Source organism: Pseudomonas sp. Pseusp9 (genome assembly GCF_059491265.1).
This window is the reverse complement of sequence record NZ_CP168500.1, coordinates 3,055,791-3,078,737: the sequence shown is the minus strand read 5'-3', so window position 1 is coordinate 3,078,737 and position 22,947 is coordinate 3,055,791. Positions and strand designations below refer to the sequence as shown.

20 protein-coding genes are annotated in these 22,947 nt (G+C 55.6%); 8 read left to right on the top strand and 12 right to left on the bottom strand.

The features are described 5' to 3' along the window. Nucleotides 1-12: 12 nt before the first annotated feature. The 5 genes from ACEN8E_RS13810 (at nucleotide 13) to ACEN8E_RS13790 (ending at nucleotide 4,667) form a co-directional block, all read left to right on the top strand. Nucleotides 13-984, top strand: coding sequence for an ornithine cyclodeaminase family protein (locus ACEN8E_RS13810; RefSeq protein ID WP_495593102.1), 972 nt, complete (start codon nucleotides 13-15; stop codon nucleotides 982-984). A 20-nt stretch (nucleotides 985-1,004) separates the two neighbouring features. Further along, nucleotides 1,005-1,970, top strand: a complete 966-nt coding sequence (locus ACEN8E_RS13805; RefSeq protein WP_495593100.1) for a threo-3-hydroxy-L-aspartate ammonia-lyase — start codon at nucleotides 1,005-1,007, stop codon at nucleotides 1,968-1,970. Between the two features lie 135 nt (nucleotides 1,971-2,105). Continuing rightward, nucleotides 2,106-3,374, top strand: a complete 1,269-nt coding sequence (locus ACEN8E_RS13800; protein WP_495593099.1) for a dicarboxylate/amino acid:cation symporter — start codon at nucleotides 2,106-2,108, stop codon at nucleotides 3,372-3,374. Nucleotides 3,375-3,535: 161 nt separating this feature from the next. Next, nucleotides 3,536-3,925 carry a RidA family protein gene (locus ACEN8E_RS13795; protein ID WP_495593098.1) on the top strand — a complete coding sequence of 130 codons (390 nt, stop codon included), beginning with the start codon at nucleotides 3,536-3,538 and terminating at the stop codon, nucleotides 3,923-3,925. A gap of 43 nt (nucleotides 3,926-3,968) precedes the next feature. Next, on the top strand, nucleotides 3,969-4,667 hold the full coding sequence (locus ACEN8E_RS13790; RefSeq protein ID WP_495593097.1) for an RraA family protein: 699 nt from the start codon (nucleotides 3,969-3,971) through the stop codon (nucleotides 4,665-4,667). A 23-nt stretch (nucleotides 4,668-4,690) separates the two neighbouring features. Here the strand turns inward: ACEN8E_RS13790 and ACEN8E_RS13785 are convergent, their stop codons facing one another. Both ACEN8E_RS13785 and ACEN8E_RS13780 read right to left on the bottom strand, forming a co-directional pair. After that, nucleotides 4,691-5,317, bottom strand: a complete 627-nt coding sequence (locus tag ACEN8E_RS13785; protein WP_495593096.1) for a helix-turn-helix transcriptional regulator — start codon at nucleotides 5,315-5,317, stop codon at nucleotides 4,691-4,693. Nucleotides 5,318-5,369: 52 nt separating this feature from the next. Beyond that, nucleotides 5,370-6,278 carry a LysR family transcriptional regulator gene (locus tag ACEN8E_RS13780; protein ID WP_495593095.1) on the bottom strand — a complete coding sequence of 303 codons (909 nt, stop codon included), beginning with the start codon at nucleotides 6,276-6,278 and terminating at the stop codon, nucleotides 5,370-5,372. Between the two features lie 96 nt (nucleotides 6,279-6,374). On the opposite strand from ACEN8E_RS13780, the gene ACEN8E_RS13775 reads away from it, so the two are divergent. After that, entirely contained in the window at nucleotides 6,375-7,511 is a 1,137-nt protein-coding gene (locus ACEN8E_RS13775; RefSeq protein WP_495593094.1) for a DSD1 family PLP-dependent enzyme, read from the top strand. Nucleotides 7,512-7,843: 332 nt separating this feature from the next. On the opposite strand, the gene ACEN8E_RS13770 is transcribed toward ACEN8E_RS13775, so the two are convergent. From ACEN8E_RS13770 to ACEN8E_RS13755, 4 genes are all read right to left on the bottom strand, one after another. Continuing rightward, a complete protein-coding gene (locus ACEN8E_RS13770) occupies nucleotides 7,844-9,043 on the bottom strand; it encodes a M20 aminoacylase family protein (RefSeq protein WP_495593093.1) in 1,200 nt (399 codons plus the stop codon). Between the two features lie 15 nt (nucleotides 9,044-9,058). Beyond that, nucleotides 9,059-10,696, bottom strand: coding sequence for an APC family permease (locus ACEN8E_RS13765; RefSeq protein WP_495593092.1), 1,638 nt, complete (start codon nucleotides 10,694-10,696; stop codon nucleotides 9,059-9,061). Nucleotides 10,697-10,773: 77 nt separating this feature from the next. Beyond that, nucleotides 10,774-11,997: a diaminopropionate ammonia-lyase gene (locus ACEN8E_RS13760; RefSeq protein WP_495593091.1), complete on the bottom strand. Its 1,224-nt coding sequence runs from the start codon at nucleotides 11,995-11,997 to the stop codon at nucleotides 10,774-10,776. A gap of 78 nt (nucleotides 11,998-12,075) precedes the next feature. Further along, nucleotides 12,076-13,326: a Zn-dependent hydrolase gene (locus ACEN8E_RS13755; RefSeq protein ID WP_495593090.1), complete on the bottom strand. Its 1,251-nt coding sequence runs from the start codon at nucleotides 13,324-13,326 to the stop codon at nucleotides 12,076-12,078. Between the two features lie 166 nt (nucleotides 13,327-13,492). Between ACEN8E_RS13755 and ACEN8E_RS13750 the strand changes: the two genes are divergently transcribed. Together ACEN8E_RS13750 and ACEN8E_RS13745 are read left to right on the top strand one after the other, a co-directional pair. After that, nucleotides 13,493-13,957 carry an Lrp/AsnC family transcriptional regulator gene (locus ACEN8E_RS13750; protein WP_494373015.1) on the top strand — a complete coding sequence of 155 codons (465 nt, stop codon included), beginning with the start codon at nucleotides 13,493-13,495 and terminating at the stop codon, nucleotides 13,955-13,957. A 67-nt stretch (nucleotides 13,958-14,024) separates the two neighbouring features. Continuing rightward, nucleotides 14,025-14,429 carry a DUF6632 domain-containing protein gene (locus ACEN8E_RS13745; RefSeq protein ID WP_495593089.1) on the top strand — a complete coding sequence of 135 codons (405 nt, stop codon included), beginning with the start codon at nucleotides 14,025-14,027 and terminating at the stop codon, nucleotides 14,427-14,429. Nucleotides 14,430-14,901: 472 nt separating this feature from the next. On the opposite strand, the gene gabD is transcribed toward ACEN8E_RS13745, so the two are convergent. The 6 genes from gabD to ACEN8E_RS13715 form a co-directional block, all read right to left on the bottom strand. Next, entirely contained in the window at nucleotides 14,902-16,344 is a 1,443-nt protein-coding gene (gene gabD / locus ACEN8E_RS13740; protein ID WP_495593088.1) for an NADP-dependent succinate-semialdehyde dehydrogenase, read from the bottom strand. 54 nt (nucleotides 16,345-16,398) lie between these two features. Further along, nucleotides 16,399-18,042 (bottom strand): acetolactate synthase large subunit, encoded by a 1,644-nt coding sequence (locus ACEN8E_RS13735; protein ID WP_495593087.1) that lies wholly within the window; start codon nucleotides 18,040-18,042, stop codon nucleotides 16,399-16,401. Nucleotides 18,043-18,116: 74 nt separating this feature from the next. Next, entirely contained in the window at nucleotides 18,117-18,848 is a 732-nt protein-coding gene (locus tag ACEN8E_RS13730) for a transporter substrate-binding domain-containing protein (RefSeq protein WP_495593086.1), read from the bottom strand. Between the two features lie 31 nt (nucleotides 18,849-18,879). After that, on the bottom strand, nucleotides 18,880-20,133 hold the full coding sequence (locus ACEN8E_RS13725; protein ID WP_495593085.1) for an OprD family porin: 1,254 nt from the start codon (nucleotides 20,131-20,133) through the stop codon (nucleotides 18,880-18,882). A 168-nt stretch (nucleotides 20,134-20,301) separates the two neighbouring features. After that, nucleotides 20,302-21,624, bottom strand: coding sequence for an MFS transporter (locus ACEN8E_RS13720; protein ID WP_495593084.1), 1,323 nt, complete (start codon nucleotides 21,622-21,624; stop codon nucleotides 20,302-20,304). A 59-nt stretch (nucleotides 21,625-21,683) separates the two neighbouring features. After that, nucleotides 21,684-22,736, bottom strand: a complete 1,053-nt coding sequence (locus ACEN8E_RS13715) for a lactonase family protein (RefSeq protein WP_495593318.1) — start codon at nucleotides 22,734-22,736, stop codon at nucleotides 21,684-21,686. Between the last annotated feature and the right edge of the window lie 211 nt (nucleotides 22,737-22,947).

Sequence of the window (22,947 nt, the reverse complement as noted above, 5' to 3'; positions counted from 1 at the left end):
CAGGCGCGCATAATGTTCAAGATTGAAACGCTAAAACTGCTGGATAGGGACTGTGTCAACGCCCTAGTGCTACCCGAGCAGATCCTCTTCGCCGTTCGCGAAGCCTTCTACCTGCACAGCGCAGGAGATGGCCAAGTCTTCCCGGTTGTTCGCGAAGCGCTGAGTACGGGTGGCGTCTTTGGAATCAAATCCGGTGGTATCGCCAACGAGGGCGTGCTTGGATTCAAAGCAGCCGGTTTCTGGCCCGCCAACCGTGCCCAGCAAGGTGAGCCTCATCAAGCGACCATCCTACTGATTGATCCTGCGACCGGACGGCCACTGTGTGTCATTGATGGCAATGCCATTACGACACTCCGTACAGGTGCTGCCGGGGCCTTGGGTCTGGAGATGTTTGCTCGTCGGGACAGCTCGCAACTCTGCGTTTTCGGCACCGGCGTACAGGCCAGTATTCAAGTGGATTACGCACTTCGCGTGATGTCCGGCATCAAGCATGTCACCTATCTGACGGCAGATGGCGTACCGAGTGCCCAATTTGAATCGCAGTTTTCAGAGCGCGTCTCTGTGCGCCACAGCGCATCGGCCAACGATGCCGTATCCCAAAGTGATGTAGTCATCACAGCAACGCCCGGAGGACAGGTACTGTTTGACATGGAAGCCGTCCAACCCGGTACGCACTTCAACTGCGTGGGTGCAGACACCAAGGGCAAACGGGAAGCGCCGGAAGGGCTTCTGCCCAAGGCCAAAGTCTTTGTCGACGATCAAGCTCAAGCTCGCCAGCTCGGCGAAACGCAATGGGCAGCGGCTTCACCAGTAACTGAAATCGGTGACCTGCTGACAGGGCAAGTCGAATTCATCCGTAGTGCCAATGACATCACCCTCTTCGACATGACGGGATTGGCGCTGCAAGACCTGACAGTTGCTCAGCTTCTGTTCAAGCAAGCCAATATCGAAGGTATTGGCCACGATATTTCTTGGCCGTGGTAAATCTTTGAGGACATTTTGCTATGCAAATCACTCTGCCAACTTATCAAGACGTAGTCGACGCGGCTACGCGACTTGAGGGAGCAGCCAACGTCACGCCTGTTCTGACCTCTCGTACGATCGATGAGGAAGTCGGTGCACAGGTATTTTTCAAATGCGAAAACTACCAACGTACCGGCTCCTTCAAGTTCCGAGGGGCATACAACTCGCTCGCTAAATTCAGCGAAGAGCAACGTCGAGGCGGTGTTGTAGCGTTCTCTTCGGGGAACCACGCACAAGGCATCGCTTTGGCGGCCAAGCTGTTGAAGATCCCGGCCACCATTGTCATGCCACCTGACGCTCCGGCAGCCAAGGTCGCGGCTACGAAAGGCTATGGCGCCGAGGTTGTGTTCTACGACCGTTATACCGAAGACCGCGAGGCTATCGGTCGGGCGCTGGCCGCCAAGCATGGTATGACGCTGATCCCGTCCTACGATCATCCAGACGTTCTGTCCGGCCAGGGTACTGCCGCCAAGGAACTGTTCGAAAGCGTCGGTCAACTGGACGCCTTATTTGTGGGTCTGGGTGGCGGCGGCATGCTGTCTGGAACCACCTTGGCGACGCGCGCACTGGCACCAGAGTGCACTCTGATCGGCGTTGAGCCTGAAGCAGGTAACGACGGACAGCAATCTTTCAATTCAGGTGAGATTGTTCACATCGACACCCCTGACACCATCGCTGATGGCGCTCAAACACAGCATCTGGGCAATTACACCTTCCCAATTATTCTGAATGGTGTGAACCGGATTGTAACCGTCACTGACGAAGAACTGATTTCTGCAATGAAGTTCTTTGTTCAGCGCATGAAAATTGTGGTCGAACCCACCGGATGTCTGGGTCTTGCCGCAGTAAGAAAGTTCAAGGATGAGCTCCAAGGCAAACGGGTCGGCGTCATCATTACTGGCGGTAATATTGATATCGACAAGCTTGGAAAGTTTCTCCAGTCCTAAGGATAAATAGCTTTATCTGCTGAATAACCAGGCGCTCAACAGCGCCTGACGGCATCGCCTTGCCTAAATTTAATGAACATACATTTAGCCCAGACAATATGGCCATAAATTTGGCCACTATAAAAAGAGGTGCACATGAAAAGCCGCCTTCTCGTTAAAGCGATTGTTATCGCGATGATTTTCGGCGTAGTCCTAGGAGGCACGCTTCACAGTCAGCTGGATGCTGCGGCCGCGAAAGAAATTTCCGGATACCTGAACCTGGTCACTGACGTGTTTTTACGTCTGATAAAAATGGTTATCGCACCGCTGGTACTTGCCACCCTTGTGACCGGAGTTGCCAGCATGTCAGGGAACGGTTCGATGGGCCGTGTCGGCTTTAAAGCCATCACTTGGTTCCTGATCGCCTCCCTGATATCCCTGTCCATCGGTTTGCTCTTCGCCAATATTTTCCAGCCAGGTGTCGGGCTGAACCTGACAGTGAGCGGTGAAGCTGTAAACACGGGCTTGAACACCTCCGGCTTTAGCCTGCCGATCTTCCTCACCCATGTATTCCCTCGAAGCATTATTGAGGCAATGGGGACGAACGAAGTACTGCAGATCGTCGTGTTCTCCCTGTTCTTCGGCTCAGCATTGGCGTTCGTCAAGGGCAAAGGCAAGTCCATCATCGTGGATATGCTTGAAGAGTTGGCCAATGTCATGTTCAAAGTTACCGACTACGTGATGTATGTGGCTCCATTGGCTGTATTTGCAGCCATCGCCGCCACCATCACCGTGCATGGTCTGGAAATGGTCGTTACCTTTGGCAAGATGGTTGGGCAGTATTTCCTGGGCCTAACACTACTTTGGTCGTTGATTACGCTCGCCGGTTATCTGGCACTCGGCTCCCGCATCAAAGACCTGTTTAGGCACATGCGTGAGCCATTGCTGATCGCTTTCTCTACCGCGAGCAGTGAGGCTGCTTACCCGAAAACCATTGCTGCCATGGACAAATTCGGTGCCAACAAGCGCGTGAGCAGCTTCGTCCTACCGTTGGGTTACTCATTCAACCTGGACGGCTCGATGATGTACCAAGCCTTCATCGTGATGTTCATCGCCCAGGCCTACAACATTGAAATGACCTTCTCCCACCAGATCATGGTGCTGCTGACGCTGCTGGTTGTCAGCAAAGGCACGGCAGGTGTAGCTCGGGGCTCACTGGTCGTCCTGGCTGCGGGCCTGCCAATGATCGGCCTTCCAGAAGCAGGCCTGCTTCTCATACTCGCCGTTGACCCAATCCTGGACATGGGGCGCACCGCCACCAACGTTTTTGGCTGCGGCGTCGCGACAGCTGTTATCGGACGGCACGGTGATGAGGAAGAAGTCGAAACAGCAATCGATGCTGAGAAAACGCCTCAAACCGTTTAATCAAAACATTGCTCTAAAAAGAGCCCCAACTGCTGATCGCCAGCGGCGTCACCGAGCCTGGCAAGGTTCAAGCAGCCTTCACAAACGCTCATTGATACATCCAAGAGCTGACGCCGTGAGCATCGCCTGCTGCGTCGGCTCCACCCTATACAAGGTCACTTATGAAAATTGTTAGCACCGATGCGGCTTCCCAACCTGCCGGTCACTACTCGCAAGCGGTTATTCACCAAGGCTCGCTGTACATTTCTGGCCAGCTTCCCGTGAGTCCGGATGGCTCTCACAACATTGAGGCGTCGTTCACCGAACAGGCACAAGTTGCACTGAACAACCTGCTGGCCATTCTGCATGCCGCAGACTGCAATGCCTCCGACTTGGTCAAAGTCACCGTGTACGTCGCAGGCGTGAAGCACTGGCCAGCCTTCGACCGGATTTATTCCGAAATGTTGGGCAGCCATCGCCCTGTTCGCGCCGTAGTACCGGTGCCAGAGCTGCACCATGGCTATCTGATTGAGATCGAGGCTGTCGCACGTATTGAGACCAACGCTGATTAGAGCGCTGAAGGTACGTCCATTTCTGGCATTTCAGAGGAGATCGATGATGCTCAATGTCGCGTCGAATGAAGCTTGGCCTACGGGCTTTCAAATCAACTCATCACCAGTCGCTGTAGGCGAAGAGTGGCTCGCTGCATTCAGCCAAGTTCCCAGCGCTATCATCAGTGACTGTTTGGGCCGCAACGTAGGCGGGTTAGGTCTTCGCCCGTTTCACGGCCGTGGCCATATGTGCGGAACAGCGATTACCGTGCGAGTTCGCCCCGGCGATAACTTGATGACACTCAAAGCCATTCAGATGGCGCGCCCTGGCGATATTCTGGTGGTGGACGGAAGTGGAGATCAGACCAGAGCCATCATTGGTGGAATCATGCGTGCGATGGCCCTCAAAGCAGGGATCGCTGGCATCGTTGTGAACGGTGTACTTCGTGACCGAGACGATTGGCTGGACGGCAAGATGCCGATTTTTGCGCTTGGTTGTGTTCACCGCGGCCCAAGCACGGACGGTGCCGGCGAGATCAATGTTCCAGTGTCGTGCGCCGGCTTGGTGGTAAATCCAGGTGACTTGGTGGTTGGCGATTCCGATGGTGTTGTGGCGATAGGACAGGAGCAACTCGCGACAGTTTACGAACGCTGCCAACAACTCCTAGAACGTGAGGCCGCTATCCTCAAAGGGATTGAGGAAGATGCCCTTGATCCAGATCGCTTCAATGCGTTGCTAAGAGCCAAAGGCTGCCCTGTTTGATCGAAAGCGTAACGAGGTGTTGATCACCTCGTGTCGCTATAAACCGTTGCGCGAGATACACCCAGGTGAGAAGCCACCGTCTCCATGGCCTTTCGAATTTCAAGCAACCCAGACTCTTTCAGCTCTTGAAGCAGGACTCTCCGGTCAGCGGCCTTCAGGGCACGAGGGGTGGTGGCTAAGCGCGCAGCAAAGTGATCTATCTTCGCCCGTATCGTGTCCGCGCCGCTTGACTCAAGCGACTCATGTGGACGGTCGCTGCTGAATGAACCGAACTGATCAAGCATACCCTGCAAACCTCTGAACAAGGTGAGGTCAACGTTCATGCAGAGCGCTGCTACATACCGCCCGGTGGAGTCCTTGATGCCAATGGACGTGCTTTTGGCTTGACGCCCATCTTTGAATTGGTTTGGGTAATTGGCAATGATTTGTGGGTAAGCAGGATCTGCGATCCTAGCAAGTCCGAGCTCAGTGGCAGGTTGCCCTACTTCCCTTCCTGAAAGATTGTTGTGAAGGGCCAAAATTGCGTGCTCTGGATCTCGTAGATCGTGTAATACAACCTCACAGAACGGACTGAAGGTTTGACTTAAGCCTTCTGCAATTTGCTCCAGCTGACTGATCAGCGCTTGTTGCTCGGGGGTCGTTTTCTTCATAGTGAAGATATCCAGCAAAAGTAGAAGGTTTCAATGAGAGGACGATAACAGCCTACGAACGGCTTTTTTCGGTGCCTTTCGTTTTGATTGATTCACTCAAGAAAGAAGCAAGAGCCTGTATTTTACGGGATCTGTTTTTTCTGGTTGGTATCAGCAAAAGAATCGGAGCGGTCTCGAACTCCCAGTCCGCCAATACGCGGATCAGGGTTCCCTGGGCAATCGAGTCAACCACGTCCCATTGCGAACGCAGAACCAAACCAAGATCCTGCTCGGCCCATCTGCGCGCCACTCCGCCATCATTGCTGACCATGCTCGGAAAAATTCGCAGAGACTTGCTCTCATTATCCTTGCGCAGGTGCCAGTACGTCGCGTGTTCGTCATTCTCACGAATACAAATACACCGGTGAGCCGCCAGGTCTTCAGGAGCTTTCGGGGTTCCATTCTCTTTCAGATACGACGGGCTGGCACACAACCATCGTTCATTGGATGCCAACACTTGGGCAGTCCATGAGCTGTCGCTGATGGAGCCAATGTGGATTACCGCATCGCAATTGCTCCGATCCGGCCAAGGGGTTTCTCGCAGGTCGAGCTCAATTCTTAGTTTAGGGTGGAGCTTTGCAAACCTTGCCAGCAAGGGGGCTAAACGCAACCGCCCAAAGCCAAACGGTGCAGATAGGCGGATCACTCCTTGAAGGCGCTCGTCGTCTGCCACCATTGAATCCGACAGCTCCTCCAACGCCTGCAGCAACCGTCGGCCTTCCTCGGCCATGCGTTCTCCATCCTCGGTCAACGCCAAGCGTCTGGAGTCTCGGCTGGCGAGCTTCATGCCCAACTCCGCTTCGAGCTTTCGCAGTCTCATCGAGAGGGCTGCCGTGGTGACTCTTAGCTTGCGAGCGGCCTCGCTCAATGAGCCGGAAACAGAAATTGCCGTCACCAGTTCGAGATCGGAGAACGTAATCATTAAGTAGTTCTTAACATTTGTTTAAGTAACCGTTAACCAAAAATATACCGTACTGCGTAGAGTTGCAAACACACAGGCACCCGCGAGATCTAGCTAATGACTACCTCCATTGATTCCCTCGATACCCCCGTAGCCGTGGTAGATGTAAGCCGCATGCAGCACAACATCCAACGCATGCAGAACCAGGCAAATAGTCTGGGCGTACGGCTACGGCCGCATGTAAAAACCACCAAATGTGAGCAGGTGGTAGCAGCCCAGGTGAAGGCTGGAGCCCAAGGCATAACGGTTTCCACACTCAAGGAAGCTCAGGCCTTTTTTGCCCAAGGCATCACCGACGTTCTCTACGCCGTAGCAATGGCCCCCACCAAGCTCAACCACGCGCTGGAACTGCGCCGCGCTGGTTGTTCCCTGACGATTGTCACTGACAGCATTACAGGCGCGAGAGCAATCACCGACTTTTGCCACGCCCATGGCGAGCAGTTTGAGGTTTTCATCGAGATTGACAGTGACCATCACCGCTCGGGTGTTCGTAGTGACGATCCTGTGCTGATCGAGATCGCCAGAATCCTTCACGACGGTGGCGCTGTGCTCAAAGGCGTGATGACTCACGCCGGCGAAAGCTACAAGCTGAACACCCTTGAGGCGCTTCAGGAAATTGCGGAGATTGAGCGTTCTGAATGCGTGAAGGCTGCTGAGGCCATTCGGTCTGCGGGCTTGCCGTGCCAGGAGGTGAGTGTCGGCTCAACGCCCACCGCATTGTCCGCCGCTCACCTCGATGGCGTCACCGAACTCCGTGCCGGCGTGTACGTTTTCTTCGATCTGGTCATGCACAATGTCGGCGTATGCCAGTTGGACGAACTGGCCTTGAGCGTCCTCACCACCGTGATCGGCCATCAGCCAGATAAGGGCTGGATAATCACCGACTCCGGCTGGATGGCGATGAGTCGCGACCGGGGCACGCAGTCCCAACAATGCGATTTCGGCTACGGCCTGGTATGCAATGCAGAGGGCAAGCTGATCGATGGGCTTCAGTTGCGCTCAGCCAACCAGGAACACGGTGTGGCGTCTTTCGAGGAAGGCCAAAAGTTAGACATCGAGCAGCAGTTTCCTATTGGAACCCGACTGCGCATTCTGCCCAACCATGCCTGCGCCACGGGAGCTCAATACCAAGCCTACGAGGCTTTAGAGGAAAATGGAGAAATCAGCCATTGGTCTCGTCTGAACGGATGGTGAGGATCTGTCTCACCGAATGGATGCCGCTCCGAACCGAATAATAGGCTCGTGAATCGTGAAAGGAAGCAATGACCGTTTGGTGTCACGCACACCAAACGGTCAACCTCAATTCAAGCGCTCCAGCTCAATACCCTGCCTTCTGAAACTTTCATTGCCGCTCTTACGTCGGCAATTGCACTCCAGTTGACCACCCGCTTGCATTGATCTGACCAGCTCTTTGCACTGCACCTGACATCCTATCGTATTGGTTTTTACTAGCACGTTTCAGAACCATGCACTTGAGAGCCCCCCAAACATTGTCGATGGCGCAGAAAACGGTCAGAAGCGGCAATTCACGACTGACGGCTTCCCGATAGTTTCGTGTTGCTGCTGGGAAGGCTGACTCTCACCAGCTCGGCAAAGTACTTCGCACCGGTAGCCAATATCTCATCGTTGAAGTCGTAGCCGGCATTATGCAGTGGTGTCGCTCCGTCCAACCCTTCCGCACCATTGCCGATGAACACAAAGCTCCCTGGCACTTTCTGAATGAACGCGCCGAAGTCCTCCGAGATCATCATTGGTGACACCTCAGGGTTGACCGCTTTTTCGCCCACAACATTGCGTGCAGCAGCAACGGCAATTTCCGTGTTCTTCGCCCAGTTCACCGTAGGTGCGAACTCGTGGGTGTACTCGAACTCGCACGTCGCGCCATGCATGTGGCAGATGCCTTCACTGATTTCCCGCATGCGTTTCTCGAGCAGACGCTGGACATCAGGGCTGTAGCTCCTGGTGTCCCCCTTAATCGTGACATGCGTGGGAATAGCGTTGCGAATACCGTCGGTGATGAACTCGGTGCAGGAAATCACAGCAGACAAGCTAGGATCGACGTTCCGCGAAACGATGGTCTGCAAGGCCAACACGATCTCGGCACCGATCACCATGGGGTCGATGCCCATGTGAGGCCTGGCAGCATGCGTGCCTCGCCCCTGGATCTGGATGACGAAATTATCCTCGCTAGCCATGATCCCGCCGACACGCGTCGCGATGTGACCTGCTGGCATGCCCGGCATGTTGTGAGCACCGTAGATAGCATCAACCGGAAAGCGATCGAACAAACCATCCGCCATCATCGCCTTCGCACCGCGACCATGTTCCTCCGCTGGTTGGAAGACAAACCTGACGGTACCGTTGAAGTCTCGCTCACGGCAGAGAAGCTCTGCCGCCCCCAGAACCATGGCCATGTGACCGTCGTGGCCACAGGCATGCATTTTTCCATGGTTGCAGGAAGCATGATCGCGCCCTGCCACTTGTTCAGTGATGTTCAGGGCATCCATGTCGGCGCGAAGCCCAATAACCCCAGCACCATTTCCGACGGTGAGGCTTGCGACCAAGCCTGTTCCGCCTATTCCCCTATGCACTTCCAACCCTAAATCGGTGAGGATTTTGGCGACCTCGTCCGAAGTGGTGAACTCTTCGAATCCGGTTTCAGGGTGGCGATGAAAGGTATGCCGCCACTGCTTGAGGCGCTGCTCAAACTCTTGGTCATTGCTCATGCTTGAAATCTCCTATTACTTGGCCAACGAAGGGCTTTGATCAGACGGCTGAGCAGGAAGTGCTGCATCCGCAGGCTCGTTGTTCTGCCAGATGACGCTTTCGCTTAGATAAGGAGTGCGATAGCCACTGCTGACTCCCAGCCGGTAGAAAGCCAACGCGACAGCTGCTACCACTGCCATATCCACGCCCTCAGGCAAGATGCCAATTCCTCCAAATGCTTCGCTTCCGATGTAGGACACCAGCGCCATCGCCGGCAGATAGCCGATCAACCAGATCGCGGCTCGAAGCTCACGAGCAAACCCCGACCAGCCGCTTTTGGCTTGGTAGTAGAAATAAATGGGCAGAGCACCGATCACCAGCAGGATGACCTGGCCTGTCAATGGCCAGCGAGCCCAGTACAGCACCAGGGACGCACAGATGAAGGCGAATGGAGCAATGATGCCCATGCCTTTCAATCGCAGGGGACGTTTGACCTCGGGTGCATGGACTCGCAATGACATCAGGCTGATCGGGCCGGTCAGGAACGAAATGATCACCGCGACTGAGATCACGGCAGCCAGCGTGCCCCACCCCCGGAAGAAGAACAGGAAGATGAAGCTCACTGCCAGGTTCAGCCACATCGCTTGGCGCGGGACACCATAGAGTGGATGGAGGTTGCCGAAAATTTTGGGGAGCGTGTTGTTCTTTTCCATCGCGTAGATCATTCGAGCGGTAGTCGCGGTATAGATCGACCCCGTACCCGATGGACTCACGAACGCGTCCAGATAGAGCAGCATCGCCAGCCAGTTGAGGTTCAATGCCAGTGCAAGTTGCGCCAATGGCGAATCAAAGTTCAGGTTGTGCCAGCCCGATGCAATGCTCTCTGGGCTTACCGCGCCGATGAAGGCAATCTGCAGCGCCACGTAGATGATCAACGCGATCACCACCGAACCGATCAAAGCAAACGGGATGCTACGCCCAGGATTGCGGGCTTCACCCGCGAGGCTCACAGGGCTCTGAAATCCGTTGAAGCTGAAAACGATGCCGCTGGCTGCCACGGCCGTAAAGACGGCTGACCAGCCATAGGGAGCAAAGCTCGATATTGAACCGTCACCAAAGTTCTCGGTGTTAAAGCTCGTCGCCATCAGGGCCACAGCGGTTAATGCAGGCACCACCAGTTTGAATACCGTGATCGCCGTGTTGGTCTTCACGAAAAGCTTCACCCCCCAATAATTGAGGCCGAAGTACACCATCACTAATGCTGCACTGCCGACCAGTCCACTGGTGGTCAGTTCGCCCTGGTGCACCAACTCTCTTGCCCAGGGAAATGACCAGGAGGCCATGTACTGGATCGAGGCAATCGCCTCGATGGGAATGACGGCAACGATGGAAATCCAGTTTGCCCATGCGGCCAGGAAGCCGACCAGCGATCCATGGGAATACCGTGCATATCGCACCATTCCACCGGACTCCGGAAACATGGCGCCCATTTCTGCGTATGTCAGGGCGATCGCCAGCACGACCGCGGCACCGATGATCCAAGCCAGGATCGCAGCCGGCCCGGCAATGGCCGAAGCATGCCAGGCCCCAAAGAGCCATCCTGAGCCGATGATGGAGCCGAGACCGGTCAACATCAGCGACCAAGGGCTGATGTCACGTTTTATTGTGTTCATGAAATCTCCGATTATTTTTTTTGTGTGGAGCCGCCAAGGGCTGAAGGCTCAGCCCTTGGGTGAATGTACAAATATGATCAGACGCCAGGCGCCCAAGCTTTCTGGCGCCCAAGGACGGATGCATCGGTCTCGCCCAGCAGGTCGGCGTAAACGCCTGGGGCAGTAGCACCCTCTGTGCTGATGAACAGGACACGGGAGCTGGAGTTGATACCCATGTCTGCCGCCGCACTGTCTCCGTTGACCAACCGGATAAGGCCGGCCAGTCCAGCGACACTGGATTCACCGGCAACCAGCGGTATATCCCGAGCGCTGCCAGCAGCGAGGCGACGCATGGCCGCTACGGCTTCGTCGTCCTGGATGGTCATGAAGAAATCGACACTGGACTCAAGGAAGCGCCAGGCCAGAGGAGAGGTTTCGCCACAGGCCAGACCGGCCATGACCGAGTCCACCGAGCCTGTTGCCTTGGCTGGTTTTCCCTGAAGCGCGCTCTGGTACAGGCAGTCAGCCTGAGCTGGCTCAACCATGATGAAGGTCGGTCGGGCTGCGTCGTATTGCTCCCACAGGTAGCTCACAATTCCCGCTGCCAGACCACCTACCCCGCCCTGCAGGAAGACATGGGTGAATGCAGGTTTTGCCGCATCACCTGCCGACGCCTCAATGATCTCGGCCGCAATGGTTCCGTAACCCTGCATGACATCGCGCGGGATCACTTCATAACCTTCGTAGGAGGTATCGGAGACGACAGTCCAATCGTTGGTTGCGGCCAGCGAGGCCGCCTCTTCGACCGACTCGTCATAGTTGCCTTTGATACGGATAATCTGCGCGCCGTAGGCCGCGATGGCATCCTCGCGCTCGATACTGACATTGGCATGCAGCACGATGACGCAACGGCAACCAATGCTCTGAGCGGCGGCTGCCAACCCTTTACCGTGGTTCCCATCGGTGGCGCTGATCACGGTGAAGTCCGCCAATGCATCAGCGTATTGACCCTCCAGAAGCCCACGGGGGTCGAAGTGCTGCTCAGGGAAACTGCGAAGGATCAAACGAACCAATGCAATGGGGGCACCCAACGCTTTGAAGCTTCCCAACACCGAACGCACGGACTCGTCTTTGATAAGAACTTCAGAGACTCCAAGCTCTTCGGCCAGGTCAGGCAGAGAGTACAACGGGGTTGCTCCAGCATTAAGTCGAGACCACTGAGACAACCACTGACGGCTCTCGTTGGCCTTGGCGATGCTCATGACCGACTTCAGTGATTCTGGATACGGCAGGCGGCTGGCCTTGGGATTAGCAATAAACATTCAGCGCTCCTTTCTAAAGGCAACAGGAAGCCCGTACCGCTGAAGCAGGCCTCAGCGGGCTGGGATAAATAGGGGGAATCAGGACGCGGTGAGGCGACGACTCACAACGTCGAGCAGCACCTGTGCGCCCTGAATCAACTGGTCATCGTCGGTATGCTCGCGAGGGTTGTGACTGATACCACCGCGACTAGGCACGAAGATCATCGCCGCCGGCGCCATGCGGGCGATCATTTGCGCATCATGACCTGCGCCCGATGTCATTCGGCGATGACTGAAGCCAAACCGCTTGGCGGAAGCCTCAATCTCATCAGCAAGCTCAGCGTCAAAAATCACAGGCTCGAAACGCACAAGGCGTTCAGTGGTGATGGTCACACCTTCCTGATCAGCGAGGCCAGCGAGATACGTGCTCAGCCGGTTTTCTGCACTGACCAGCATGTCCTCGTCGGGGTCGCGCAGGTCGACCGTAAAGGTCGCCTTACGAGGGATGACGTTGATCACATTGGGTTCGAACTTCATGCAACCCACCGTCGCGAGCGTAGTGCCCGCCTCCACGGCAATGGCTCGCAGTTCTGCCACGATGGAACTGGCGACAAAGCCCGCGTCATGACGCAGACGCGTCGGGGTGGTACCCGCATGATTGGCATTGCCCTTGACTTCAACTTGCTGCCAGGAAATCCCTTGTAGGTTTTCGACAACGCCAATCAAGGTATTTTCGGCTTCGAGGATGGGCCCCTGCTCAATGTGAAGCTCGATGTACTCATGTGGAACGATGGCACCCGGCTCTAGCGATCCCGCATAACCGATACGCTGCAGTTCGTCGCCAAGTCGCGTTCCGTCGGTACCGATCGTGTCCAGCGCTGCTTCCACTGATAGACCGCCTGCGTACACAAGCGAGCCCATCATATCGGGCTGATATCGAACACCTTCCTCATTGGTGAACGCTCCGACCGTGATGGATCGTTCGGGCAGAACGCCGGCATCACGGTAGGCGCGAATGACCGCCAGCCCGGCCAACACCCCGTAGCAACCATCCAGCGCACCTGCGTTGGTCACGGTATCGATGTGCGAACCCATCATCAGCGGATGTTGATCACCATCGTCGCTTGGCGAGCGCAGAGTGCCGAACACGTTGCCAATACGGTCGACCTGAATGTCGAGATCAAGGTTACGCATCCAACCGACCACCAGGTCGCGCCCACTTTTTTCAGCATCCGTCAGAGCGATCCTGGTTCTGCCGCCCTGTTCGGCGTCCGCGCCAATTTGCCCAAGCGCATGGATCTGCTCCAGTAGCAGCGAGCCGTTCATCTGCAGTTTTGTACCCGTGATCATCCGACTTTCCTCCAGTGACGCGGAACCATGGCTGTCATGCCACATTCGTGCTCATGGAGAAATTTTATTCGCTTAGAGCGTACGAAAAGCTTGATTTTTAGCCTATTTATGAATTTTCATTGCGTTTTCCCGGTATTTCCCGCCACTCGATTACGGACAGCGCTCAATGACACTTGATCACTTCGATTTGGCTTTACTCGATGCAGTACAGCGAGACGCGGGTACCTCGCAGCAGGATCTTGGAGCCAAGGTCAATCTGTCCTCCGCTGCAGTAAACAGACGCCTGAAGAAGATGTCCGCCGATGGCGTCATACGAGGCACGGTCGCCCAGGTCAGCGCGGAAATGTTGGGCTATACGCTTACTGTCATTACTGAAGTGGAGGTGGAGAACGAGAGGCTGGATTTGTTGGACGACATGAAGAGATCGTTCCTTGCCTGTCCCCAGGTTCAGCAGTGCTTTTACGTCGCCGGAGAATGCGACTTCGTGCTGATCATGCTCGTGAAAAACATGGAGCAATACACCCAGCTCACCCGAGAATTATTTTTTGAAAGCAACAACGTTAAGCGCTTCAAAACCTTGGTCTCGATGAGTAACGTTAAGACAGGGATGTTTGTCCCTACCTTCGACTGAAGTTCCTGCTGGAACTGATTGAGCAGATTGGGCTTTCCGTCCAGTTAGGCCCAAGGAGGAATCCGCGATGACCGTAGTCGAACGCCTCAGGTATTTGCGTGTCGTTCTAGTTTTGGCTGGCCTCGCGTGCCTTGCTCTCTATCCACTCATGTTGTTCTGGCCGTCCGGTTGGGCCTGGCACGTCGGCCACTCGGACTACCCGATGATGATCGTTGGCATCTACGCCACACTTGGCGTGTTCTTGATCCTGGCCGCACGTGATCCATTAGCCAATCTGAGCATAATCTGGTTCACCGTGTGGTCTAGCGCCGTACACGGAGGAATCATGGCCGTCCAGGCGGTCACCCAGCCGGGGCAAATGGGGCACTTGGCAGGTGACGTGCCGGCGCTCTTCATCGTGGCGGTTGCCTTGGCCATCTTGACGCCCCGCTCGCAATTGGCCGCTCGGCCCCGGACACACAATGGGGCCTAGGAGCAAGTTTGACTGTCAGGATCGAAACGAAAATCGCGTTTCTGCGCAAATTTTTGGTCTGCTGATCAACCAACGCCGACAGATTTTACGTAGCAACGCAGTCTTCAAGACTGTGCCCGCGTTTTTTCACAGCCTGGGGCGTTTTCTGCCTATCACGACTGACCGGTTTGGGAAGCAGTCATTCCTACAGAACGCTCCTCCCCCACTACACTGACGCTCGATGACTCAACGCAGACAACATTGCCCAATGGATTGTGTGATTCGAAGCGAAAAGAGCACTGATATCACAGCAACAGCCGATAGGTTCATGACCTCGCGACACCATCGTTCGTCAACGATCCGCAATCGCTGTCCTGATTTCATCTAGTGCCATATGGCTTAGATGGAAAACAGGAGGTGTGCCCTGAATAGTTCGATGACTCACTGAGGGAGATTGTGAGGCGGAATATTTTCGACTCCGCCTCTCCATGCATCAAATGCTCAGACACAAGTACTTGATTTCCAGGTAATCCTCAATTCCGTATTTCGAGCCTTCACGGCCTAGGCCAGAAGACTTCACGCCACCAAACGGCGCGACTTCGTTTGAGATCAACCCGGTGTTGATGCCGACCATGCCATACTCCAATGCCTCGGCAACACGGAACACACGGCTCATGTTCTGCGCATAGAAGTACGACGCTAGACCGAACTCTGTGTCGTTCGACATGGCGATGACTTCGGCTTCATCTTTGAAGCGGAACAGAGCCGCCAGTGGGCCGAAGGTCTCCTCCTTGGCGACTGCGGCAGTCTTTGGTACGTCGACTAGGATGGTCGGTTCGAAGAAATTTCCTTCGATCAACTTGCCACCGGACAGCACCTTGGCACCTTTAGAGACAGCGTCTTCGATGTGTTCCTGGACTTTCGTCACAGCCTTGCCATCGATCAGCGGGCCGGTGGTGGTGCCTTCGATCAGACCGTCGCCTACCTTCAGTTTGGCCACGGCGTCCTTCAGCTTCTCAGCGAAGGCGTCGTAAACCGCGTCCTGCACGTAGATGCGGTTGGCGCAGACGCAGGTCTGACCGTTGTTGCGGAACTTGGAGATGATCGCCCCTTCGACCGCCTTATCCAGGTCTGCGTCGTCGAACACGATGAACGGCGCGTTGCCGCCCAGCTCCAGCGAGACTTTCTTGATGTCGTGGGCACACTCCGCCATCAGCTGACGACCAATTTCGGTCGAGCCGGTGAACGACAGTTTGCGCACAATCGGGTTGCTGGTCAGTTCGGTGCCGATGTCGCCAGCACTGCCCGTCACCACGCTGAACACGCCCGCAGGAATGCCGGCGCGCTCGGCCAGTTCAGCCAGCGCCAGTGCGGAATACGGGGTTTGCGATGCCGGCTTGAGCACCATGGTGCAGCCGGCGGCCAGTGCCGGGCCAGCCTTGCGCGTGATCATTGCCGCCGGGAAATTCCACGGGGTGATGGCAGCGGTGACGCCTATTGGCTGCTTAAGCACGATCAGGCGCTTGTCTGGCTGGTGGCCAGGAATCACGTCGCCGTAGATGCGCTTGGCTTCTTCGGAGAACCACTCGATGAACGAGGCAGCGTAGGCGATTTCGCCTTTGGCTTCAGCCAGCGGCTTGCCTTGTTCCAAGGTCATCAGGCGACCGAGGTCATCCTGGTTTTCGATCATCAGCTCGAACCAGCGACGCAACTTGGCGCCACGTTCTTTGGCGGTCAGTGCGCGCCAGGCTGGCAGGGCTTTCTCGGCGGCTTCGACGGCACGGCGGGTTTCAACGGCCCCCATTTTTGGGACGGTGCCCAAGATCTCGTTTGTGGACGGGTTGCTGACCTTGATGGTCTGGCCGCTGTCGGCATCAGCCCAGGCGCCATTGATGTATGCCTGTTGACGGAACAGGGTTGAGTCTTTCAGTTGCATGGAAAAATCCTGTGCTCACGAATGAAGAAACGGCGGGCACTTGCCCGCCGTGATTCAGATGGCCGCGCTGCGCTCGCGCAGTTCCGTATTAAGGATGCGGTCGTTCTCGGAGTAGTCGACCGGGCAGTCGATCACGTGCACGCCCGGAGTCTTGATGCAGTACTCCAGGAGCGGCAACAGACCTTCGGCACTTTCCACACGATGGCCGTTGGCACCGTAGGCTTCGGCGTATTTCACGAAGTCCGGGTTGCCGTAGTCCAGGCCGAAATCGGTGAAGCCCATGTTCGCCTGCTTCCAGCGAATCATGCCGTAGCCGTCGTCACGCAGGATTACTACGGTGATGTGCATGCCCAGACGTACAGCAGTCTCCAGTTCCTGGCTGTTCATCATGAAGCCGCCGTCGCCGCACACCGAAATCACTGGACGATCGGGGTGCACCAAGTGCGCCGCCATGCCCGATGGCAGACCGGCCCCCATGGTCGCAAGGGCGTTGTCCAGAAGAACGGTGTTGGGTTTGTGCGCCTTGTAGTTACGCGCGAACCAGATCTTATAGATGCCGTTGTCCAGCGCGACGATGCCTTCTGAAGGCAGCACACGGCGAACGTCAGCGACCAGACGCTGCGGGTAGATCGGGAAGCGATCGTCGTCCGCGCCTTCGGCGATCTGCGTTTCATTGGCTTCGCGGATATCCAGCAAACGGGTGAAATCCCAATGCGAGGTGTCGCTCAGCGCTTCACCGATCTGCCACACGGCATTGGCGATATCACCGATCACTTCAATCTGTGGGAAGTAGACCGCATCGACTTCAGCGGAGCGGAAATTGATGTGAACGACCTCGGTGCCGCCACGCACCATAAGGAACGGCGGTTTCTCGATCACATCGTGGCCGATGTTGATGATCAGGTCAGCGGCTTCCACAGCGCGGTGAACGAAATCACCAGACGACAGCGCAGCGTTCCCGAGGAAGCGTGGATGGCGCTCATCGACCACGCCTTTGCCCAGCTGGGTGGTAATGAACGGAATGCCGGTCTTGTCGATCAGCTGCTGCAGGACTTTGGCGGTCATCTTGCGGTTGGCGCCGGCGCCGATCACCAGGATCGGACTGCGGGCCTTCTGCAGCTTCTCGACAGCGGCCTCGACTGACTTGTGCTCGGCAAGCGGACGGCGGTGCAAGCTCGGAGGGATCGGCATGCTGTCGGTCTGCTCGGCAGCGATGTCTTCCGGCAGTTCCAAGTGCACAGCACCTGGCTTCTCTTCTTCGGCGAGACGGAAGGCTTCACGCATGCGCGCCGGGATATTGTCCGCTGAAGCGAACTGATGGGTGTACTTGGTGATCGGGGCCATCATGTCGCAGACGTCGATGATCTGAAACCGTCCCTGCTTGGACTTCTTGATCGGCTTCTGGCCGGTGATCATCAGCATCGGCATACCGCCCAGATAAGCGTAGGCGCCGGCGGTTACGAGGTTGGTCGCGCCAGGGCCCAGGGTCGACAGGCTGACGCCGGTCTTGCCGGTCAGACGACCATAAGTCGCCGCCATAAAGCCTGCGGATTGCTCGTGGCGAGTCAGCACCAGTTTGATCTGTGATTTGCGCAGGGACTCGAGTAGATCGAGATTTTCTTCGCCGGGAATGCCGAAAACGTATTTCACGCCTTCGTTTTCCAGACATTGCACGACGACATCTGCGGCCTTGGCCATTTTCTTACCTCAGTTTCAATTAAGCGCTTGCACGCATTTGCAATTCAGAATGGCGGGATGAAACCCTGCTTCTCTTACGCCAAAGGCGCGACAGTCACGTCGGTCTTACCGTTATCGTTCAAAACAGCACGCACGAAACCCTCTGCCTTTTTGCGCTCGACGAAATCCCGGACATAGGCTGCCCCTGCTTCACGAGCTCGCGGAACGGCCATTGCCTGTCTGATGGAAGTAAAGGCGCCATCAAGAACGCGGTATGCAGAGTTGCTGGCAGCAACTTCCTCCAGCGGCTGCCTCACACCTGCAGCCGCATCCAGGGACTGTTCGATGTACAGATCCACGGCACCAGCAGATGTTGCAGCTCGTTCAAGCTGCGCATGCTTCAAAGTGCGAGAAAGAAACAGGTCATAGGCTGCGCCTTTGCCCACCGCGATTTTCAGCCCTGACTGGTCGAGATCCTGGACATGCTGGTAGGTCGACTCAGCTGCCACCAGGTAAGTACCCTCGATAATGACGTAAGGGTCGCTGAACGCGATCTGCTCTTCGCGCACCGGTTCAATGGCCAGAAACGCCACGTTCCATACGCTCTCCTCAAGCGCCGCAAACACTTTGCCGGCGGCGTCGAAGGTGACCATCTCCAGCCGCACGTTCAGCTCCTGAGCCAAAGCCTTGGCCAATGCCACCGATACGCCTTGAGGCGAACCATCCTGCCCCTGTTGAGCCAAGACAGGATTGCCGAAATTAATCGCGGCGCGCAGCACACCTTCCGGGGCCAGGTCTTCAAGCACATCACGGTCGAGAGAGGTCATTTGTTTGCTCCAAGTATGAGTTCAGTAGTCCTCACCAAATTGGCAAGGTGTAGGAAACAATCAGTCGATTTTCATCAATTCCGCGAGCAAAGCTGGAACGATAACTGGCATTACGCCATTTGAAGCCGACGTTCTTGAGAGCACCGCTCTGTATCACATAGCCGACGTCCGTATTGCGCTCCCATTCGTGACCTTCTGTTGTGGAGGTCTTGGCGTCTGCATGGTCGCCACTGACGTAACGCGTCATGAATGTCAGACCCGGAACACCCATTGCCGCGAAGTCATAGTCGTAACGCAGCTGCCACGAACGCTCGCCTGGCTCAGCGAAATCGTTGATCTGAATGTAGTTGGTCAGGTATGGGTCGGTACCGTTGATGTACGGCATCGATGTGGAGCCGTTCATCTTTTGCAAACCGACACCGAAGGCATGCCCACCCAGGATGTAGGTGAACATGCCATTGAGAGCACCGCTATCAATCTTCCCGCCGCGAGCCGCGCCAGCGTCATCGCTGAGCATGTAGCGCAGGTCACTTTTCAGCTTGCCAGGGCCAATATCAAGGTTGTTGACGAGACCGAAAAAACTTTGGCTGTAGACATCCTGAAGTTCGGCATGCTGGTAGCTGATCACAAATGACTTGTTGATCTGGTAATCAGCACCGCCGATCCAGTAGTCATCGCCTTCTGCCGTGGTGGTGAAGCGTCGGTTACGATTGTTGAGCGTGATATTTTGCGCATCGGTGGAGTCACGATCAGTCACTCGATTGAACCGAACCCCGGTCAGGGTTAGGCCATCGAATTCTTTCATCGTGACCATGCCGCCTTGGAATGTCTGCGGCAAAATCCGGCCAGTGTTGGCTTGCACCGTCGCCAGCTTTGGGATGAATGTTCCGTACTTGAACTCTGTTTTAGAAATCTTGGCCTTGGCGGTCAGCCCCAAACGACTGAACTCATCGGCTGCGCGACCATCATCATGCGTAGGTAGAAGACCAGAGCCAGTTCGATCAGGACTGGAGTCCAGTTTGAGCCCTAACATTCCCATTGCATCCAAACCGAAACCTACAGTGCCAGGGGTGTAGCCAGAACGATAATCAAGGATAAATCCTTGAGCCCACTCTTCGCGCTTGTTTTGGCCCGCGCCGTCACGAAAGTCACGATTGAAGTAGTAGTTTGTAGTTTGCAGAGTTGCTTTGCTGTCATCAACGAAGCCTTCAGCATTGACCATGCCAACGGCAAAGCACGGTGAAACTGTGATCAAAGTGCGAATTACATTTTTATTTTGATGCATGTCTGCTCCAAATGCGACACAGCAGAGCCCATCTCGGTCAGATGTGGCCGATTTCAAAGAACGCGAAAAATCAGAGAGTTGAACAACGCTTTCTGGGGATGGCGATGACGCCATTTACGAGACTTAGAACTGGCAGCACCGATCTGGATGCTGCCAGCCATAATTTGCTTAGTGAGCCTCTCGGGTTACCGGATTGCCCGCCTCCGCCTCGCTTTTATTGTTGACGCGCATCAGGATGGTCATGAGAAAACCGGCCACTAGCAATGCACTCAGGAACAACAGGCCAGTGGCTGCGCTTTGGCTATTGCCTTTGACCATGCCGATCAACGATGGCCCGGCGAAACCGCCCAGGTTGCCGATGGAGTTAATAACGGCAATCGAGACTGCGGCGGTGGTACGGTCGAGAAAGAGGGTTGGCAGCGCCCAGAACGGCGATTTGAAACTGTAAAGGCCGGACAGAGCGACACAGATCATCGCCGTTGCGAGGTAGGGGTTTTGCAACACACCTGCACCGACCATACCTAATGCCGCGATGAGCAACGGAATGGCGGAGTGCAACTTGCGCTCGTTGCGCTTATCGGAGCTTCGCGACCAGACAATCATTGCGGCAGTAGCAACGATGTAAGGCAGCATTGCGATCAAACCAATCTGGGTGTGCGTCAAGGACTCCGAAAAGCTCTTGATGATCTGTGGCATCCAGTAGCCAATACCCAGGCTTCCGCACTGATACACGAAGTAGATGAAGCTCAGGTACAACACCTTAGGGTTGGTCATCGTCTTGAGCACACTCAGATGCTTGACGTTTTTGCGGCTTTGACGATCACGCTCAAGCTCTTCGAGCAACCAGGCTTTCTCTTCGGGCTTGAGCCATTTGGCCTGCTCCGGTTTGTCCGTCAGGTAAAAGTAGCAAGCAACACCCAAGAAGACAGCAGGAATACCTTCGAGGAACAACATCCAGCGCCAACCACTCCAGTTGAACCAGCTGATGTTGTCCATGATCCAGGTGCTCATCGGGGCACCGATGATGTAACTCACGGGGATAGCTGCAGTAAACAGCGCAACCGTCGTGGCCAGCTCCTTGGAGCGAAACCAGAAGGTCAGGTAGACAATGATGCCCGGGAAAAAGCCCGCTTCAGCAACGCCAAGGAAGAAGCGAAGTATGTAGAGCTGATTGGCCGTTTGTGCGAAGGCAGTCAGTGCTGCAATCGCGCCCCAGGTTACAAGGATCCGGGCAATCCAGACCCGAGCTCCGAATTTGTTCAGCATCACGTTGCTGGGAACTTCAAACAGGAAGTAACCAATGAAAAAGATGCCCGAGACGAATCCAAAGGCCTCACTGGATAGCGCCAATTCTTTATTCATTTGCAAGGCCGCATAGCCGATATTGGCGCGGTCTAGGTAGGACACGATATAGAGCAGAAAAACGAACGGGATGATGCGCAACGTAACCTTACGTACGATGGCGGATTCATCAGGCTTGTTGTTATTCATGGCGACCTCATCGGAGCAGACCTTAGCCCGCTCCCTTCATTATTGTAAGACTCGACCGGTCAGGCCGAGAAAATCATGCAGACTGGGCTACCGGTTGAAACCGTGAATCCCGTCTTACTCAACGCACCGGTCTTGGCATCCGTCGCCATCGAGATAATGGTGTCGCTGTCCTCATTGAGCGCAAACAGGAATCGCTCGTTAGGCGTGAGGGTGAAAAAGCGCGGCGTCTTGCCGTCAGTGGGCATGAACTCCACCGAGCTGAGCATCCCGGTGCCCTGATCAATGGCGAATACGGCCACGCTGTCGTAGCCCCGGTTCGACGCGTAGAGGAAACGGCCACTGCGGTCGATCTCAATCTCTGAAGCACGGCTGTTGCCGGTGAAGGTCGCGGGCAATGACGGCAATACTTGTATCGGCGAAAGCGCTCCGGTCTGGCCATTGAACCGGTACGCGGTCACGCTTGAATCAAGCTCATTGATCACATAGGCAAACCCAGCCTTGGGGTGGAACGCCAGATGACGCGGCCCTGCGCCTTCTCGGCTGGTCACAAAAGGCTGATCTGCCGGATACAACTTGCCGTTGTCGAATTTAAAGCTGAACACCCTATCCAGGCCTTTGTCAGGCACCAGCACAAACTGGCCCGAAGGATCAAACGGGTTGAAATGCGGCTTAGCGAATGGCTGCTCGACGCGGTGAGGGCCTAGCGGGCCTTCCAGCTTAAGCAATTGGTTGATACTGCCGAGCGATCCATCCTCGGCGATGTTCATGACCGCTAGCGATCCACCAACGTGGTTGGAGACAACCAGAAAGCGCTGTGAGGGGTCGAGCGCCAGGTGAACCGGGTTCTTTCCTTCACAACTTTGGCGGTTGATGAACGTGAGCTTGCCAGTGGCTTTATCGACACTGAAAGCACTGACTTCTGTCAGGTCTCCATGCACCGTGTACAACCGATCTCCGGCCTTGTTGAGAGCAAGAAATGAAGGGTTAACCAGATCCTTAACGACCTGCACAAGGGCCAGCGTGCCGGCGTCCTGATCGACCTTGTAAACAGTGATCCCTTCACCGCGTGCTTTACGCTCACGTGTAGTGCGCGACCCGACATAGGCGTACATAGGGGTATTTCTCCGTGACTCAGTATTGTTATTAAGAAGGCTAGCGGCCTGCGCGAGACCAGAGGGCAATAACGCACCCAGCGCTGAAATACCGGCTACAGTGCCCATCTGTTTGAGTACAGTACGGCGGGTTGCGCCGTTTGAAGCAGGCAAGCGGGTGCCTGCGCCTTGATCATCGCTGTGCATAGATGCGTCCTTCTTATTGTTAATC